The organism is Polaromonas sp. P1_F8 (assembly GCF_056405635.1).
In genome coordinates, this window is the sequence record NZ_JBFUBS010000007.1 from 1 (window position 1) to 16,488 (window position 16,488).

The following is a 16,488-nucleotide window of genomic DNA, read 5'->3' on the forward strand; positions in this document are numbered from 1 at the left end:
AGCACGCCACCGTTGCTCAGCGCTTCCGAGATTCAAAGCTGGAAGGCGCAGGTCGAAGTCCCAGGTTTCTATGGCAGCTCCTTGCCAAGCGCATATTTCCTTGAAAAGTACAGGCATAGCTTTCTAGAGCAATCCTGATCCTTTACAAGTAACAGTCTTTAACCACACGAGAACTGATTGGATGAAGTGCTCCCTCACTATACTTTTAGCAAGCTGGTCTGCACCGGCTGAGCATTGCTTTTTCCCGCGCTCGAAATAGCGCTCAATATCCACGGATCAAGCTCGTGCTCTTCAATTCTTATATATTTTTATTCTTGTTTTTGCCAGTTGCAATAGCTGGCTTCGCTTTGGCTGGGCGAATTGGCCGCACTGCGCAGATCATATGGCTAGGCTTTGCAAGCTTGGTGTTCTACGCGTGGTGGAGCTTCGCGTTCACGGGGTTACTGCTCGCGTCGCTATTGTTCAACTTCGCGATGGGCCGCATTATTCAACGGCCCAAGGGATCTGGTTTTTGGATTCTTTGCTTCGCTGTAGTGAGCAATGTCGCGTTGCTAGGCTATTTCAAATATTGGGACTTTTTTTCCAACAATCTGGTCACCTCATCTACGCACGCGATGGATTCCGCAATCCCGCTCGGGCTCTCGTTCTATACCTTCACGCAAATTGCCTATTTAGTAGATTGTTATCGGCAACAGGTTAAGCCGACGCATCTGGCCAATCATCTCCTGTTTGTGAGCTATTTCCCACATCTGATTGCGGGGCCTTTATTTCACAATCGCCAAATGATGCCGCAGTTTGAGAATCGCCAATTGATGCGACTTAATGCGGAGAACATGTCAATCGGTATAACGCTGTTTACTATTGGCCTTTTCAAAAAGGTAGTAATCGCGGACGGCATCGCGCCGATGGCGGACAGGACGTTCAACGCCCAACATCTAACCCTTCTTGACTCATGGGTCGGCGTTATCGCTTACGCCTTACAGATCTATTTCGATTTTTCTGGTTATTCAGATATGGCTATTGGCCTCTCCAAAATTTTCAATATCGATCTACCAATTAACTTTAATTCGCCCTACAAAGCGACCAGCATTATTGATTTCTGGCGGCGTTGGCATATTACGCTTTCGCAATTTCTACGTGACTACCTCTACATTCCATTAGGAGGAAATCGCCGCGGCTCAGCAAGGCGCTATATAAATTTACTGTTGACGATGTTACTAGGCGGGCTGTGGCATGGTGCGAATTGGACATTCATTGTGTGGGGCGGCTTACATGGCCTGTTCCTGGTAATCAACTCGGCGTGGCAGGCGTTTAGCCCCATTCGGCTTCGTCCGATCATAGGCCTGTGCCTCACAATGACCTGTGTCGTGGTTGCCTGGGTATTTTTCCGTGCGGATAGCGTTCATGCGGCGGCAAACATCTTGCGCGCCATGGCTGGACTCAACGGCATAGAGCTTCCGTCATATTGGTTTTCCACCAATGGAAGTATTTGGTCACTCCTTACAAAAATGCACATGATCCCCGCCAATATGAGTGCCACATTTGGTGGTTTCAGAGACATCTTGAAAGTCGCCGCGTTGATCGCGGTGGTGTGGCTCGCACCCAATAGCCAGCAAATAGTCAGACTTGCAGGAGTCGGCTTTGTAAAACGCACGTGGCAACCCTCTCTTTTCTGGGCATTGATTATTGGTGGTCTGGCCTATGCGTGTGTGGTTCGCCTGGGCGAACCCAGCCGATTCCTCTACTATCAGTTCTGATATGAATCAGCGCAGAACAATAGGCTGGCGAGCATACCTCGCAATAGTGGTATGTTTTATCGTGGCCGGCGGCATCCCGCCCCTAATGAAAAATGTTTCTTTTGGCCCCGACGCCATGTTTCGATGCGACCCTTTTGGTCTCGACGACAACAACTACATCTCATACTGCGACGCTCGAGCATTCACCGAATACGATCTTGGTGCCCTATATTTCGGCCTTGAACCGCGCGCCATTGAAGCACTGAGAAAAGCTGACGTTCTCTTCTTGGGTAACAGTAGAACCGGCCATACCTTTTCTTCGCAAGCCACTCAACAGATGATGCAGGCTTTGAAAATTCAAAACTATTACGTCGCAGGATTTGGATACGAAGGTAGCTCGCACATTGCGCTACTTCTGATGAAAAAATATAACATTCGGCCAAAGGCAATCGTCATCAATGCCGATCCATTCTTTACCAATGACTACGCGCCCATTCTTGCCACTTTAACCAGCGGCAGACAATCGGTTTATATGGACTACCTCACAAAAAAATACTTTCAAAGAGGTCAGCGATATATCTGTTCTATCTACAATTTTGGCTGCGGTACTCGACCCACGGTTTACAGAACTCTTGATCACGGGTTGTGGCAGATTGATCGCTTTGAAAAGAAAGTTCTTGAATTTCTACCAATCCGCGCCGTCGTCGAGCCCCGTGATGTACCCGCAAAACGCGAAAGCGAAGCAGAGCCGCTCCTCAAAGACTTCTTGCGCGAAGTGTCGACCTCAAAAAATTGCATCATCATCACATCCGTTCCAAGTCCGCATTCAATGCGGCCTATGGCCGAATCGCTTGCCCGAAAAAACGGCTTACCCTTTTTCGCGCCTGTCATGACTGACCTTAGGTCCTATGATGACAGCCACCTTATGTCGGAAGATAGCGAACGATGGTCAAGGCTGATGTTGGCAGAGGCAAAATCGACTATTGAAAACTGCGTTAAATAGCGACGTTGCGCTCCACGAGACAACATAATCTTCCAAAAGTATTGAGTGGGATAACCACGTACGGGAAATCTTTCAACGAAGCAGGTTGGCGTTGGATTTAATGAATTCGCGGCCAAGCTTGGGCCGCCCTCGATCGAGCCCCGTCGTGAGCTTGAATTGGCCTTGCAGAAAATCATCTTCTGAGTCGACTGGTGCGATGCCATCCAGCTTATCAAGCATCTCTCTTACAGCATCGAGAATTTCGAGCTCAGTGTTTTCCTCAAGAACAATGTTGGAGCGATCCAGGAGCGCTTGACTATCGGAACATATAGACATCATTTCCTCGTAGGAGATCGACTCCCCCGTCTCGCGATTCAAATGCCTTTTATGTATCAAGATACCCAGCGGGTTGAAAGGATAGTCCCCCATGGGCATCCAGTTGGTATAGACGCACGGTACCGAAAATAGGGGGGGGACCTGAGCCGGCCCTGAGGCCACGCCGATGAGAAACCGACAGGAAGAAAGCAGAAAGACATCCATCCAGTCGCTCTTGATGTTGGACAAGGCGTAATCAAATAAATTCGGTCTCGCCGGTAGCTCCTGCATGGTTGAATCGCCGATACGTATCACGTACCCACCCCGAGCGATCACCTCATCTATCGCACGCTGGTATTTCGCTATTGATGCATTCCGCGGCGAGCCATTTTTGTCGTGCGTGAATGCTGACTCCCGCGCGTGAACGGTGACAAACCAAGCATCCGCAGGTATGCCAAACCCGGACAAGGCAGCCCTCCCCCTTTCCGCCAGGGAATCTACCGGAGCAAAAATCGGTGGCAGGGATCTTTCTTCCCATCGGCGATAGGCTATGGCGGCCGCTTCCTTGTGATAGTAGGGCTGACTACGGTCCGCCGCATCGAAGCAATGTATGTCCACCCCCAATATCTGGGACTCCAAAGCCAAGCTCTTGCTTTTGTCTTCATCGATAAAAACGTCAAGATGAGACTTCCAGCCATTCAGGAGCGTGGGATTTGCGACCTCCGCGTACGACGCACAAAGCACGGTTAGTTTTCGTGAAGGTACCAACCCGACCCGCATGGCCTTAAACAGAAACTCAATCTGGCCGATATGACCAATTTTGCGAACCCAGTAGTTTGTGAGGTATCTACGGGGGGCATCAACCAATCCCAAGCATTTCAACAAGTCCTGCTGGATGTGCCACCGCTGGGTGAGAATCCTGAAAAAAGCCGCTTCATTGCCTGTCAATCCAATCACCAGTTCTGCTTTCAAACGCGCTCTGGCCATTGTGGCCAGGCTTTGTTGGATTGGCCCCAGGAATATCCCATTCAAGCGGTGAAGATTACTTACGGTGCCATCGCTATGTAAATGCGAAGGAAATATGCGCCCCAAGACATGCCAAAAGAAGCCAATTTTAAAAACTGGCCCCGTAATCGCGTCTTCAATGAGGTCGTCCCGACCCATCTGGTGAAGTGCCTGAGCAAGATCAACGATGGCCTGATGCTCATAGGGTTGCAACCGGCACAGTTCGACGAGGTGTGGAACAGCCTCGGCAAGCTGATCTTTTTCCCAAAACGCGATGCTTAGTTTTTTATGCCTCTGGATCCGCGCGGCCAACGTCCACCCTTTAAGAGGGGCGACCCGTCTTGAGAGCGCTGGCGGCACTCGCCTCAAGAATCCGAGAATATGACTTTGTCTAGACATTTAACCCTTGGTGACGTTGCTCGAAGTGAGTGTCTGCAAACCCTACTATCAAGAATTGACTCGGTGCATTGATAAAGATGAGCACTTGCGACCCCATTTTGATTAGAAGCTATCGACCGGGATAGCATAATGACGCGGGCTGAGGTCGTCGATGACACTTCGAGGTACGAAGGTCACCCACAAGAAACGCCAATTATTGGAGCGAAAGATTTGAATATCCAGGATAAAACGCTTTCGGATCCACGAGACACAGGAAAATATCGCCCCGACATTGATGGGCTTCGCGCAGTTGCGGTCCTCCTCGTCATCGCCTTTCACGCCTTCCCTGGGCGTGTTAAAGGTGGATTTATTGGCGTCGACATTTTCTTCGTCATCTCCGGTTATTTGATAACCGACATTATTTTCCGGCAAATCCAGGACTCCAACTTTTCCCTGGCTGCGTTTTACGCAAAACGCGTGCGGCGGATTTTCCCTGCGCTCATTCTTGTCCTCCTGGCAACACTCGCTGCAGGCTGGTTTCTGTTTCCGGTTAAGGAATTCGAATCACTCGGCCTGAATATCGCGGGTTCTGCGGCATCTGCCCAAAATCTCGTGCTGCTCAATGAGATAGGGTACTTTGACATCGCCGCGGTTAAAAAGCCGCTACTGCACATCTGGTCTCTAGGCATAGAAGAGCAGTACTACATCTTCTGGCCGCTGCTTCTGCTATTCGTTTATCGATTCAGATTGAATGTCATGACGGCGTGCGCCTTTCTGTCGGGCCTATCCTTTCTGGTCTGCATCTATTACATGCGCAACAACATTGACCGTGGCTTTTACCTGCCCACTTCCCGTGCCTGGGAACTGCTGGCTGGGTCATGGTTGGCAATTGTCACCTTGGCCTACCACCAGAGTCCGAAGATGCAACAGTGGAAAGATCGCCTGGCGCTCGTCCTGCATTCGGTGATCTATGCCGCCGGAGAAGTCCCGCGCAAAGAGACGCTGCAGAATTGGGCTTCGGGCTTTGCATTTCTGCTGATTGGCTACGCAGCCCTGAGGTTCACACCATCACTGCGTTACCCCGGGTACTACGCATTGTTTCCGGTAGTGGCGGCAGTTATTTTGATCGCCAGCAGTAAATCCACCTTGAACCAAAAGTTCTTGGCTTCCAGGCCCATGGTTTTTGTCGGCCTGATCAGCTATCCCCTCTACCTCTGGCATTTCCCGATCTTCGCTTATGCGCACGTCCTTCTGCCGGAAGGCGTTTCCCGCATGCATATGGCATTGGCAATTTTGCTTAGCTTTGCCCTGGCTTGCCTCACATACATAGGCGTTGAAAAGCCGCTTCGCTTTGGTGTAGCACGCAGATACACCGTCCCTCTATCCCTTGTCCTGATGATTGGTATTTTTATTGCTGGTGCCGCCATCTACAAAGCTGACGGCGTACCAAGTCGTTTACCCAAGGCGCTGCAAGGGTTCATGCTAACTGGCGGAGAAACCAGTAAATTCTGGCGTAACGGCGAGTGCTTGCTCGGGCCCGATCAGGGATCGGAAGCGTTTACCCCGGGTTGCGCCGGATCGGGACGCAAGCCACTGCTTTTCTTGTGGGGTGATTCTTATGCGGCAGCCCAATACCCCGGACTAAAACACTTTGGCGATCTGCAAGGCTTTGAGGTCGCCGAATTTGCGTCATCGGCGTGCCCTCCTGCGCTTGGATTTGTGCATCCAGGAAGAGCGTTCTGCAAACCTAACAACGACTTCGTATTGAAGCGGATCAAGCAACTACGTCCTGACCTGGTCATCCTCCATTCAAATTGGGCCTTTAATCCGGAAACTATAGAAAAAGGCTTGGCAGAAACTATCAAAGAGCTAAATGCGATTTCCGTCAAGGTGGTACTTCTTGGCCCGGTCCCCGCATGGAACGGTGGAAGCGGCGCTGGTCTCTCTGCGAATGTGATTGACTATTATTACGAGCATCGCTTTACCCTGATTCCAGAACGGACAACGTATCGTCTAACCAATGTCGGTCAGGACGAGCAGATGCGTCTACTGGCAGAAAGAGTGGGAGTTCGATATGTGTCCGCCTGGAATGTCATGTGTGACGCAAATGGGTGCCTCGCGAGAATTGGGGAAGGTGGGTCCAAACTCACCGCATATGATGTTGGGCACCTGACCGTTGAAGGCTCAACCTATCTTGCGAGCAGAACGTTGCCCGAGTTGTTGCAGGGTGTTAAATAGGACCTTAACTCGCTGCATCCGCGCCGTGTCTCCATGCGAAATTGATAACAGCGTGACATGGAACTTTGTTTTGCATCCTGAGCAGCCTGGTTGCCTACTTTTACATGAGTTCAAATGGAGATGAACACAACAGTTGCAGTCGTCATTCCGAACTACAACGACGCGAAGTACCTTTCGCGGGCGGTTCGGTCGGTGATGAACCAGAATGTTGCGGCCGATGAGGTCATCGTGGTGGACGACTGCTCTACCGACGACAGCATGGACACGATCCGTGCCCTGGTTGCGGAGTTTCCCGCCCTTCGTGTGATCCGGCATGAGGACAACCAGGGGGTGTATGGCGCCATCGCCACGGGTCGGGCTGCCACGGCCTCTGACTATGTCATGTTTGTCGCAGCCAACGATTTCCTGCTGCAAGGGCTGATGGCCCGCGCCAAAGATTGTCTGGGGCAGCATCCAGGTGTGGGCTTGTGGTCGTCAATGGGATGGCTGGTAGATGAAGAGGACCAGCTGCTGGGGCCGATTGCCATCACCGTGCCGTCCATGCATGACCAGTATTTCTCGCCGGTGCAGTGCCGTGAGCTTGCGCACCGTTTCGGCAACTGGTTTGCGGGCCCTTCTGTCGTCTACAACAAGAAGCTGATGGAAAGTGTTGGCGCCTTCAACCCTGACTACCGCGGCCTGGCAGATCTGGTGTGCGCACTCATGGTCGCCGCCAAGGCCGGGGCTGTGTTTTCACCGGAACCACTGGCCGTCGTCCGGATGCACGCGGGCAGCTATCTCTCGTCTACGTTTGCACAGGCCAAATCCCTGATGGAGATTCTTGACAAGCTGTCGCGCAATGCACCTGCCGTGGCGCCTGAGCTCTTTGATGCAGCGTTCATTGAAAGAAGCATCCGGCGTTTTGTTTTTGCGGCCATCAACAAATCCCGCGCGCAGATGCTTACCGATTTCGCACCCATACTGCCCGACGGACCGGCCAGCCGGCTACGGTGGATTCAGGCCCTGGTCCCTGAAAAGCTGGCCCGCGTTCGCATGGCACTGGCTTTCGTGGCGCTGCGCAGTTTTGACATCGGCGTCAGCCTCTGGAACCGGACGATCCTGTGCCGCCTGATTTCGAGGCGGCACGCGGGCAACTACGGCGCAGCCAGCAGCATTATTCGCAAATAGGGGCCAGCATCGCGATGCAGGTCACGCTTGCAACCCCTTTGCAGGCATCCCTCAAGCAGGCAGCTCTGCGTTCGCCAGAGAAGAACCCAGCTGGTCTTTGGCAGACAGCACTGGGCTGATGCCGGCAGGCCACGTGATGCCCAGTGCCGGGTCATTCCAGGCAATGCAGCGCTCCTGGGCCGGGGCGTAATAGTCTGTTGTCTTGTACAAAAAATCAGCGCTGTCACTGAGCACCATGAAGCCATGGGCCAGGCCGGGCGGCACCCACAGCTGCTGATTGGCATCTTCATTCAGCTCAAGACCGAACCACCTGCCAAAGGTGGGCGACGACCGACGGATATCCACAACCACATCAAAAACCGCGCCACGCACAACGCGCACAAGCTTGCCCTGTGGCTGGCCCAACTGATAGTGCAGGCCGCGCAAAACACCTTTGGTGGAGCGGCTGTGGTTGTCCTGCACAAAGCTGAAACTGGTGCCGGTTGCGTCATTGAAGTCGCGCTGGTTGAAGCTTTCAAGAAAGAAACCACGCGAGTCCCCAAATACGCGGGGCTCAATCACCATGACGCCCGGGATGCTGGTCTCAGTGGCCTTCATCACGATTTGCCTTCTTCAAGCAAACGCAAAAGATACTTCCCGTACGCATTCTTTGCCATCGGCTCGGCGAGAGCGGCAAGCTGGCCATCGCCGATGAAACCATTACGCCAGGCAATTTCTTCCGGACAGGCGATCTTCAGCCCCTGCCGGCGCTCCAGTGTGGCAATGAATTGCCCCGCCTCCAGCAGGCTGTCGTGCGTGCCGGTGTCCAGCCAGGCATAGCCGCGCTGCATGATCTGCACGCTGAGCTGGCCGCGCTCAAGGTAATGCTGGTTAACGGCGGTGATTTCGAGTTCACCGCGGGGACTGGGCTTGATGGATTTGGCAATCTCCACCACCTGTGCATCGTAAAAATAAAGGCCTGTCACGGCATAGCTGCTTTTGGGTACGGCCGGCTTTTCTTCAATGCTGATGGCCTTGCCTTCTGCGTTGAAAGCCACAACACCATAGCGTGCGGGGTCCTGCACATGGTAAGCAAAGACGGTCGCGCCGGTATCGCTGGTATCGGCCCGTGTCAGCAGGCTTTGCAGGTCATGGCCATAAAAGATGTTGTCGCCGAGCACCAGCGCACTGGGCGCGCCATTGAGGAATTTCTCTCCAATGATGAAGGCCTGCGCCAGCCCGTCCGGCGTGGGCTGCACGGCATACTCCAGTTTCATGCCCCACTGGGAGCCATCACCCAGCAGTTGCTGAAAGCGTGGCGTGTCCTGCGGCGTACTGATGATCAACACTTCACGTATGCCCGCCACCATCAGCGTGCTCAGTGGGTAATACACCATGGGTTTGTCGTACACCGGGAGCAACTGCTTGCTGATGGCAAGCGTTGCCGGGTGTAGCCGGCTGCCGGACCCGCCGGCCAGGACAATGCCTTTGCGTTGTGTCATGGGAGTTTTCAGGTTATTTCGGTCAACATGCGGGCCACGCCCGGCTGCCAGTCAGGAAGGGCCAATCCGAACCTTGCGCGGAGTTTAGCGGTGTTCAGCCGTGAGTTTTGCGGACGGGCAGCCGGCGTAGGGAATGCGCTGGCAGGTACCGACTCCACCGTCATTGCTGATGCTTTCAGCGTGTGCCCGGCCTGAAGGGCGGTTTCGACCACAAATTGCGCGTAACCGTGCCAGGACGTTTCGCCGCCCGCAGCAACATGGTAGGTGCCAGCCGCGTTTTCGACTGTGCCCGCTACAGCACTACGCACCAAGTGGGCCGTCACGTCGGCAAGCAGGTCTGCGCCTGTTGGCGCCCCGAACTGGTCATTCACAACCGATAGCCTGTCGCGCTCGCCGGCCAGCCGAAGCATGGTTTTTGCAAAGTTGGCGCCGCGCGCGGCGTAGACCCAGCTGGTGCGCAAAACGAGGTGTTTGGCACAGCGCGATGCGATGCGTTGCTCGCCTTCGAGCTTGGTATGGCCATAGACGCTGAGCGGACCGGTGGGGTCTGTTTCGTCCCAGGGCTTGCTGCCGCTGCCGTCAAACACGTAATCGGTTGAATAGTGCACCAGCCAGGCCCCCACGCTGTTGGCAGCTTCCGCCAGCACACCCGGGGCAACCGCATTCACGGCATGCGCGGTTTCCCGGTCGCTTTCGGCTTTGTCGACAGCGGTGTAGGCTGCCGCGTTGACGATGACATCGGGCTGAAACTTTTGCACGGTCCCCGCCAGCCCCGTCACATCGGCCAGGTCACCGCAATACGCAGTGCTGTGGCGGTCCAGCGCAAGAAGCTCGCCCAGCGGCATCAGGCTGCGCTGCAGTTCCCAGCCGACCTGGCCATTCGCGCCAAACAACAGAATCTTCAAGCCGATGCCTCCTGGGGCTGCCCATAGTGCCGCGCTGTCCATTCCCGGTAGGCTCCGCTTTGCACATGGGCCACCCAGTCGGCATTGGCCAGATACCACTCCACTGTTTTGCGAATGCCGCTTTCAAAGGTTTCTGCGGGTGCCCAACCCAGCTCGGTATGGATTTTCCCGGCATCAATGGCGTAGCGCCGGTCATGACCAGGGCGGTCCTTCACGTACGTGATCTGCTCGGCATACGCAGCGCCGTCGGCGCGCGGACGCAGTTCATCCAGCAGCGCGCAGACCGTATGGACGATGTCGATGTTGCGTTTTTCGTTCCAGCCACCGACGTTGTAAGTCTCTCCGGGCTTGCCAGCCTCCAGCACACGGCGCACCGCGCCGCAGTGGTCTTTGACATACAGCCAGTCGCGCACCTGCTGGCCGTCGCCATAGACCGGCAGCGGCTTGCCGGCAAGCGCATTGACGATCATCAGCGGGATCAGCTTTTCCGGGAAATGATAGGGGCCGTAGTTGTTGCTGCAGTTGGTCGTGACGACCGGCAAGCCGTAGGTGTGGTGGTAGGCGCGCACAAGGTGGTCGCTCGCCGCCTTGGATGCTGAATACGGGCTGTTCGGCTCGTAGCGATGGGTCTCGGTGAACGCGGCATCGGCGGGCGCGAGCGAGCCATAGACCTCGTCGGTCGAAACATGCAGCAGGCGGAACCCGGCTTTTGCATCGCCCTCAAGCGTGCTCCAGTAAGCCCTGACCGCTTCGAGCAGGCGAAAGGTGCCGACGACATTGGTCTGGATAAATTCCTCGGGGCCGAGGATCGAACGATCGACATGCGACTCGGCCGCGAAATGGACCACCGCGCGCGGCCGGTGGGTGGCCAGCAACTGCCCGAGAAGGGCTGCATCGCCAATGTCACCCTGCACAAAATAATGGCGGCTGTCACCGTCGAGCGAAGCCAGATTTTCGCGGTTGCCCGCGTAAGTCAGCTTGTCGAGGTTGACGACCGGCTCTGCCGCGGACTGCGCCAACCAGTCCAGGACAAAGTTGGAACCGATGAAACCGGCGCCGCCAGTTACCAAAATCATGGGATTGCCTTTTTTGACGTTGCAGGCAGCCGTGCAGGCTGCTCGCCAGGACCGGAATTATCCCATGGCAATCCACGCACCGGGCCAGGCCGGCCCGGCCTGGCCAGCGTCAGAAATGAATCCCGCGCATCATCTGCTGCATCGCCACCGCTTCGGCCGACAGCGTCGGTTTGGCGCTCTTGTCGCCCTTGGCGGCCGATGAGTCGGGGAACATACGGAAGCTGGTGTTCATGGCGATCTGGGCAATGCGCGGCACCAGCGCATGCATGAGCTGGCCGGTGATGCCCAGGCGAGTGGCCACGCGAACCGGCTTGAAGATGCAGGCCTGCGCAATCATGTCGGCGGCTTCTTCAGGGGAAAGCGTGGGCACGTTGTTGTACAGGTTGGTCGGCGCAATCATGGGGGTGCGCACCAGCGGCATGTTGATGGTGGTAAAGCTGATGCCGACGTCGGCAAATTCACTGGATGCGCAGCGTGTCCAGGCGTCCAGCGCGGCTTTGGAGGCCACATAGGCCGAAAAACGCGGCGCATTGGTCAGCACGCCGATGGAGCTGATGTTGACCACATGGCCTTTGCGCTTGGCCGCCATGCCGGGCAACAACCCCATGGTCACGCGCAGGCAGCCGAAGTAGTTGAGCTGCATGGTGCGCTCGTAATCGTGAAAACGGTCGTAGCTGGCCTCAATGGCGCGGCGGATGGAGCGGCCCGCGTTGTTGATGAGGAAGTCTACGCCGCCATGGTTGGCGATCAGCTCCTTGATGAAACGGTCGCAATCCACCATGTCGGCGATGTCGGCCGGGTACGCCACGAAGTTATAGCCCTTGGCCTTGGCTTCCTTGCAGGCTTCGTCGAGCTTGTCCTGGTCGCGCCCGCAGATGATGGTGATGGCACCCGCATCGGCAAACTTGTGCGCCGCCGCCAGGCCGATGCCTGACGAACCACCGGTGACCAGCACCACCTTGCCGTTGACCGTGCCCCGCAGCGAGCGGTCGATATGCAGGTCGGGATCCAGGTGGCGTTCCCAGTAATCCCAGAGGCGCCAGGCGTAGTCTTTCAGGTTGGGGCATTCGATGTTCGAACCCTTGAGCGCGGCCAGGGTGTCGCGGCAGTCAAAGCGGGTCGGGTAGTTGACAAACGTCAGCATGTCTTCCGGCAGGCCCAGGTCGGCCAGCACCGCATTGCGCACGCGGCGCACCGGCGCCAGCGCCATCAGGCTCTTTTTGACGCCGCGCGGAATGAAGCCCAGCAGGGCGGCATTCACGAACAGGTTCATCTTGGGCGCATGGGCCGCGCGGCTGAAGATGTCCAGCACATCGCCGACGCGGTAACCCACCGGGTCCACCAGGTGAAAGCATTTTTTGGCAATGCCGGTTTTGTGGCTGAGGTGGTCCAGCGCATCGACGACAAAGTCCACCGGAACGATATTGACCCGCCCGCCCTCCAGCCCCACCGCCGGCATCCAGGGCGGGAGCAGCTGCCGCATGCGCTGGATCAGTTTGAAAAAGTAATAAGGCCCGTCGATCTTGTCCATTTCGCCGGTGGTGCTGTCGCCGACCACCATGGCGGGGCGAAACACTGTCCACGGCACCTTGCATTCCTTGCGCACGATTTTTTCGCTCTCGTGCTTGGTCATGAAATACGGGTGTTCGTAGTTCTCGGCTTCCTCGAACATGTCCTCGCGGAACACGCCTTCATAGAGGCCGGCAGCGGCGATGGAGCTCACATGGTGAAAGTGGCCGGCGTCAATCGCCTTGGCAAACTCCACCGTGTTGCGGGTGCCGTCAATGTTGACGGCCACCTGGCTTTCCTCGTCGGCGCTCAGGTCATACACGGCGGCGAGATGGTAAAAATGCCCGATCTCGCCCTTGAGTTTTTTGATGTCTTCACTGCTGACACCGAGCTTTTTGCTGGTCAGGTCGCCGTGCACGGCCACCGCACGGGCAGCAGGCACACCCCAGTATTCCCTCAGCGCCGCTACTTTGCCGGCGCTTTCCTTGCGGATCAGGAAATGAACGGTCGTTCCTTTTCGTTCCAGAAGTTTTTTTACCAGGCGCTTGCCAATGAAGCCTGTGGCCCCTGTAACGAAATAATGCATTTTGTGTTTCCTCCGCTGAACGGCCAAGTCAAAAAGTGATTCTTGCTTAAACGGCATGACTCTCTATTCAGCAGAAACCCGCGCTCAGCCCGCCCGCGCGTGCTTTTCCATAGAGCCGCATGCCTAGAACCTGTTCACGGTCTAGAACACAACACCTAAACGCCGCCGCGTGGAGGGCTTATATTTTCCCCGTGCGTGCGGCATACTGCCCGCGAAGTTCCATAACCACAAACTGTCTGGAGTAAACCATGGTCAAGAAACTGCAAAAAATGAGCGCCGACAAGAAGTCCGGTCCACAGCTGTCCGGTGCCGTCAAGGAATCCGCCCAGCAAATCTGGCTGGCTGGCCTGGGCGCATTCTCCAAGGCGCAGGAAGAAGGCGGCAAAGTGTTTGAGACCCTGGTCAAGGAAGGCCTGTCCATCCAGCGCAAGACCCAGGCCGTGGCTGAAGGCAAAATTTCTGAGGCCACCAACAAGATGGCCAGCATGGCCACCGACATCCAGTCCAAGGCCGGCCACCAGTGGGACAAGCTGGAAAACATCTTTGAAGACCGCGTGGCCAAGGCCCTGAACAAACTCGGCGTGCCTTCGGCCAAAGACGTGGACGCCCTGATCGCACGCATTGACGAGCTCAACCGCAATGTACAAAAAATGGGCGGCAAGCCAGCAGCCAAAACCGCAGCGGCAAAACCCGCGGCGAAAAAGGCGGCCCGCCCCGCGGCCAAACGCCCAGCTGCACGCAAATCGGCTTAAGCACGGCGACCTCACAAGAAAAGGGACATGCCGTCCCTTTTTTTACGCCCGTGCATAGCTGCCCACCTGCGCCGTTTTGCTGCAAAGCAGCAAATATTTCTTGAGCCGCCGTCTACACTTTCTTTTCATGACTTCAGCCAAGCGTTCAAAAAGCAAACCTTCATCCGATAAACCGCGCATTGCCTTGGCACTCTCTGGCGGCGGTCATCTAGCTGCTGCGCAGCCAGCCGACCCGGCAAAAATGACGAAACGGTCCGCCGCCCGGCCGCGCATTGCCTTGGCACTCTCTGGCGGCGGCCCGTTAGGCGCCATCTACGAAATCGGTGCACTGTGCGCGCTCGACGAATCCCTGCAGGGGCTTTCATTCACCGAACTGGACCACTATGTCGGCGTGTCCGCCGGCGGTTTTATCGCGGCGGGCCTGGCCAACGGCATGACGCCGCGCGAGCTGTGCGCCGCCTTCATTGAGAACGGCGACCAGGTGTCCGAGGTGTTTGACCCGGCCTGGCTGATGGTGCCGGCGTACGGCGAATTTCTGCGGCGCGGCATCATGCTTCCCGGCCTGCTGGCGTCGGCGGCCTGGCGCGCCACCTTCGGGCGCAAGTCGCTGGTCAATGCGCTGGAGGCGCTGGGCCCGGCCTTGCCCACTGGCGTTTTCTCCAATGACGAAATCGACACACGGCTGACCACGCTGTTTTCCAAACCCGGCCGCACCAACGACTTCCGCCAGCTCCGCACGCGCCTGACACTGGTCGCGACGAATCTGGACAGCGGGGACGCCGCGCCCTTCGGCCGCCCCGGCTGGGACCACGTGCCCATTTCCAAAGCCGTGCAGGCCAGCTCGGCCCTGCCGGGCCTGTTTCCGCCGGTGGAGATCGACAGCCACTACTACGTGGACGGCGCGCTGAAAAAGACCATGCACGCCGGCGTGGCACTGGACGACGGTGTTGACCTGATGTTTTGCCTGAACCCGCTGGTGCCCTTCAACGCAACCCGCGCACCCGCGCTGGCCATGAACCAGCGCGTCATGCGCCGCGGCCTGCCGGCTGAAAAGCAGGCCATTCCGCGCATCGTGAACGGCGGCCTGCCCGCCGTGATGAGCCAGACCTTCCGCTCGATGATCCACTCGCGGCTGGAGCTCGGCATGAAGCACTACGCGCACGCCTATCCCGGCACCGACATCGTGCTGATGGAACCCGACGCCCGCGACACCGAGATGTTCCTGGCCAATACCTTCAGTTATCGGCAGCGCCGCGAGCTGGCCGAGCACGCCTACCAGAACACCCGGCAGATGCTGCGCTCACGCAAGACCACGCTGTCGGCCACGCTGGCGCGGCACGGTGTGTCGCTGAACCTGGACGTTCTGGAAGACCCCAGGCGCCACCTGGTGGCCGAAAGGCCTGCCGCCACGCGCGTGGGCCGCGCCATTGCCTCGCTCGAAGACGTGATGGAAGATCTGAGCCACGCGCTGCGGCCCGCTGCACGCAAGCTGCCCGCGTCAGCCGGCGCTTAACCCAAAGGTTTGCCAAAGGTGCATGCCATGCCGTTCACCTTGTTGCAAACCGCCGTGCGGATTGATGGACTTCCCTAGTGTCGCCCGGGGAAACGCTGGGTTAGAGTAAAGAACAACACGAGGTAGACAACTTATGGCGAAAAAAGCGCCGCGCCGTACAGCAGAGCGGATCCTGGAGGTCACCCTGGACCTGTTCAACCGCTTTGGCGAGCCCAATGTGTCGACCACGCTGATCTCCGCCGAGCTCAGCATCAGCCCCGGCAACCTGTACTACCACTACCCCGCCAAAGACGAGCTCATCAACTCGCTGTTTGACCGTTACGAAAAGTCCCTGAGCGAGCTGCTCAATGCCAGCGACGGCGTGCGCGATGTGGAAGACGCCTGGTTTTTCATGCACACATTGTTCGAGCTGATCTGGCAGTACCGCTTTTTGTACCGCGATCTCAACGACCTGCTGAGCAAGAACCGCCGCCTCGAAACCCACTTCCAGTGGGTGCTCAAGAACAAGACCCGCGCCGTGAAAGCCCTGCTGGACGGCATGAGCCGCGCCGGCGCCGTGACGATTGATTCGCGCGAGGTCGAGGCCACGGCCACCAGCATGGTGGTGGTGCTCACTTACTGGCTGAGCTTTGAGTACGTGCGCGACCCGCGCAACGCGCTGGAACCTGCCAACGCGCAGGCCGCCCTGCTGCGCGGCGCGCACCACGTGCTCAACCTGCTGATTCCCTACCTCGAGCAAGGCCAGCGCGCGCATCTTCAGGCGCTGGTCGGGGCTTACAGCAACCCGGCTTGAATTCCGTCAAACTGCCGTCATTCATAACACCAACAATTTTTACCAAGGAGAC

General features: G+C 56.8%; 13 protein-coding genes. 7 read left to right on the plus strand and 6 right to left on the minus strand.

The genetic code is table 11. The features are described from left to right. Positions 1-284: 284 nt before the first annotated feature. Positions 285-1,757 carry an MBOAT family O-acyltransferase gene (locus AC1D1J_RS19810; RefSeq protein WP_477695637.1) on the plus strand — a complete coding sequence of 491 codons (1,473 nt, stop codon included), beginning with the start codon at positions 285-287 and terminating at the stop codon, positions 1,755-1,757. 1 nt (position 1,758) lies between these two features. Beyond that, positions 1,759-2,739 carry a hypothetical protein gene (locus AC1D1J_RS19815; RefSeq protein WP_477695638.1) on the plus strand — a complete coding sequence of 327 codons (981 nt, stop codon included), beginning with the start codon at positions 1,759-1,761 and terminating at the stop codon, positions 2,737-2,739. 72 nt (positions 2,740-2,811) lie between these two features. Here AC1D1J_RS19815 and AC1D1J_RS19820 read toward each other — a convergent pair whose 3' ends face one another. Next, positions 2,812-4,350 carry a TIGR04372 family glycosyltransferase gene (locus AC1D1J_RS19820; RefSeq protein WP_477695639.1) on the minus strand — a complete coding sequence of 513 codons (1,539 nt, stop codon included), beginning with the start codon at positions 4,348-4,350 and terminating at the stop codon, positions 2,812-2,814. Positions 4,351-4,647: 297 nt separating this feature from the next. Between AC1D1J_RS19820 and AC1D1J_RS19825 the strand changes: the two genes are divergently transcribed. Beyond that, complete coding sequence (locus AC1D1J_RS19825; protein ID WP_477695640.1) at positions 4,648-6,654, plus strand: acyltransferase family protein; 2,007 nt, start codon at positions 4,648-4,650, stop codon at positions 6,652-6,654. A 120-nt stretch (positions 6,655-6,774) separates the two neighbouring features. After that, on the plus strand, positions 6,775-7,821 hold the full coding sequence (locus AC1D1J_RS19830) for a glycosyltransferase family 2 protein (RefSeq protein ID WP_477695641.1): 1,047 nt from the start codon (positions 6,775-6,777) through the stop codon (positions 7,819-7,821). Positions 7,822-7,872: 51 nt separating this feature from the next. Here the strand turns inward: AC1D1J_RS19830 and rfbC are convergent, their stop codons facing one another. The 5 genes from rfbC to AC1D1J_RS19855 form a co-directional block, all read right to left on the minus strand. Then, on the minus strand, positions 7,873-8,418 hold the full coding sequence (gene rfbC, locus AC1D1J_RS19835) for a dTDP-4-dehydrorhamnose 3,5-epimerase (RefSeq protein WP_477695642.1): 546 nt from the start codon (positions 8,416-8,418) through the stop codon (positions 7,873-7,875). Then, complete coding sequence (gene rfbA, locus AC1D1J_RS19840; RefSeq protein WP_477695643.1) at positions 8,418-9,302, minus strand: glucose-1-phosphate thymidylyltransferase RfbA; 885 nt, start codon at positions 9,300-9,302, stop codon at positions 8,418-8,420. The genes rfbC and rfbA overlap by 1 nt, the downstream gene beginning before the upstream one ends. 8 nt (positions 9,303-9,310) lie before the next feature. Next, complete coding sequence (rfbD, locus tag AC1D1J_RS19845; protein ID WP_477695644.1) at positions 9,311-10,207, minus strand: dTDP-4-dehydrorhamnose reductase; 897 nt, start codon at positions 10,205-10,207, stop codon at positions 9,311-9,313. Then, entirely contained in the window at positions 10,204-11,283 is a 1,080-nt protein-coding gene (rfbB, locus tag AC1D1J_RS19850) for a dTDP-glucose 4,6-dehydratase (RefSeq protein ID WP_477695645.1), read from the minus strand. The genes rfbD and rfbB overlap by 4 nt, the downstream gene beginning before the upstream one ends. A gap of 109 nt (positions 11,284-11,392) precedes the next feature. Beyond that, positions 11,393-13,378, minus strand: coding sequence for an SDR family oxidoreductase (locus AC1D1J_RS19855; RefSeq protein ID WP_477695646.1), 1,986 nt, complete (start codon positions 13,376-13,378; stop codon positions 11,393-11,395). 248 nt (positions 13,379-13,626) lie between these two features. On the opposite strand from AC1D1J_RS19855, the gene AC1D1J_RS19860 reads away from it, so the two are divergent. The 3 genes from AC1D1J_RS19860 to AC1D1J_RS19870 all read left to right on the plus strand — a co-directional run bounded on the left by AC1D1J_RS19860 (position 13,627) and on the right by AC1D1J_RS19870 (position 16,436). Next, on the plus strand, positions 13,627-14,130 hold the full coding sequence (locus AC1D1J_RS19860) for a phasin family protein (protein ID WP_431098472.1): 504 nt from the start codon (positions 13,627-13,629) through the stop codon (positions 14,128-14,130). A gap of 241 nt (positions 14,131-14,371) precedes the next feature. Continuing rightward, the gene (locus tag AC1D1J_RS19865) at positions 14,372-15,643 is read left to right on the plus strand and encodes a patatin-like phospholipase family protein (RefSeq protein WP_477695647.1); all 1,272 of its coding nucleotides are present in this window, start codon (positions 14,372-14,374) and stop codon (positions 15,641-15,643) included. A 133-nt stretch (positions 15,644-15,776) separates the two neighbouring features. After that, the gene (locus AC1D1J_RS19870) at positions 15,777-16,436 is read left to right on the plus strand and encodes a TetR/AcrR family transcriptional regulator (protein ID WP_477688238.1); all 660 of its coding nucleotides are present in this window, start codon (positions 15,777-15,779) and stop codon (positions 16,434-16,436) included. Positions 16,437-16,488 lie beyond the last annotated feature (52 nt).

What these genes read in the sequence shown, in the direction of transcription:
- rfbB (WP_477695645.1), bottom strand. Translation starts at nt 11,283, where the DNA reads ATGATTTTGGTAACTGGCGGCGCCGGTTTCATCGGTTCCAACTTTGTC.
- rfbC (WP_477695642.1), bottom strand. Translation starts at nt 8,418, where the DNA reads ATGAAGGCCACTGAGACCAGCATCCCGGGCGTCATGGTGATTGAGCCC.
- rfbA (WP_477695643.1), bottom strand. Translation starts at nt 9,302, where the DNA reads ATGACACAACGCAAAGGCATTGTCCTGGCCGGCGGGTCCGGCAGCCGG.
- AC1D1J_RS19830 (WP_477695641.1), top strand. Translation starts at nt 6,775, where the DNA reads ATGAACACAACAGTTGCAGTCGTCATTCCGAACTACAACGACGCGAAG.
- AC1D1J_RS19855 (WP_477695646.1), bottom strand. Translation starts at nt 13,378, where the DNA reads ATGCATTATTTCGTTACAGGGGCCACAGGCTTCATTGGCAAGCGCCTG.
- AC1D1J_RS19815 (WP_477695638.1), top strand. Translation starts at nt 1,759, where the DNA reads ATGAATCAGCGCAGAACAATAGGCTGGCGAGCATACCTCGCAATAGTG.
- AC1D1J_RS19870 (WP_477688238.1), top strand. Translation starts at nt 15,777, where the DNA reads ATGGCGAAAAAAGCGCCGCGCCGTACAGCAGAGCGGATCCTGGAGGTC.
- AC1D1J_RS19865 (WP_477695647.1), top strand. Translation starts at nt 14,372, where the DNA reads ATGACGAAACGGTCCGCCGCCCGGCCGCGCATTGCCTTGGCACTCTCT.
- AC1D1J_RS19860 (WP_431098472.1), top strand. Translation starts at nt 13,627, where the DNA reads ATGGTCAAGAAACTGCAAAAAATGAGCGCCGACAAGAAGTCCGGTCCA.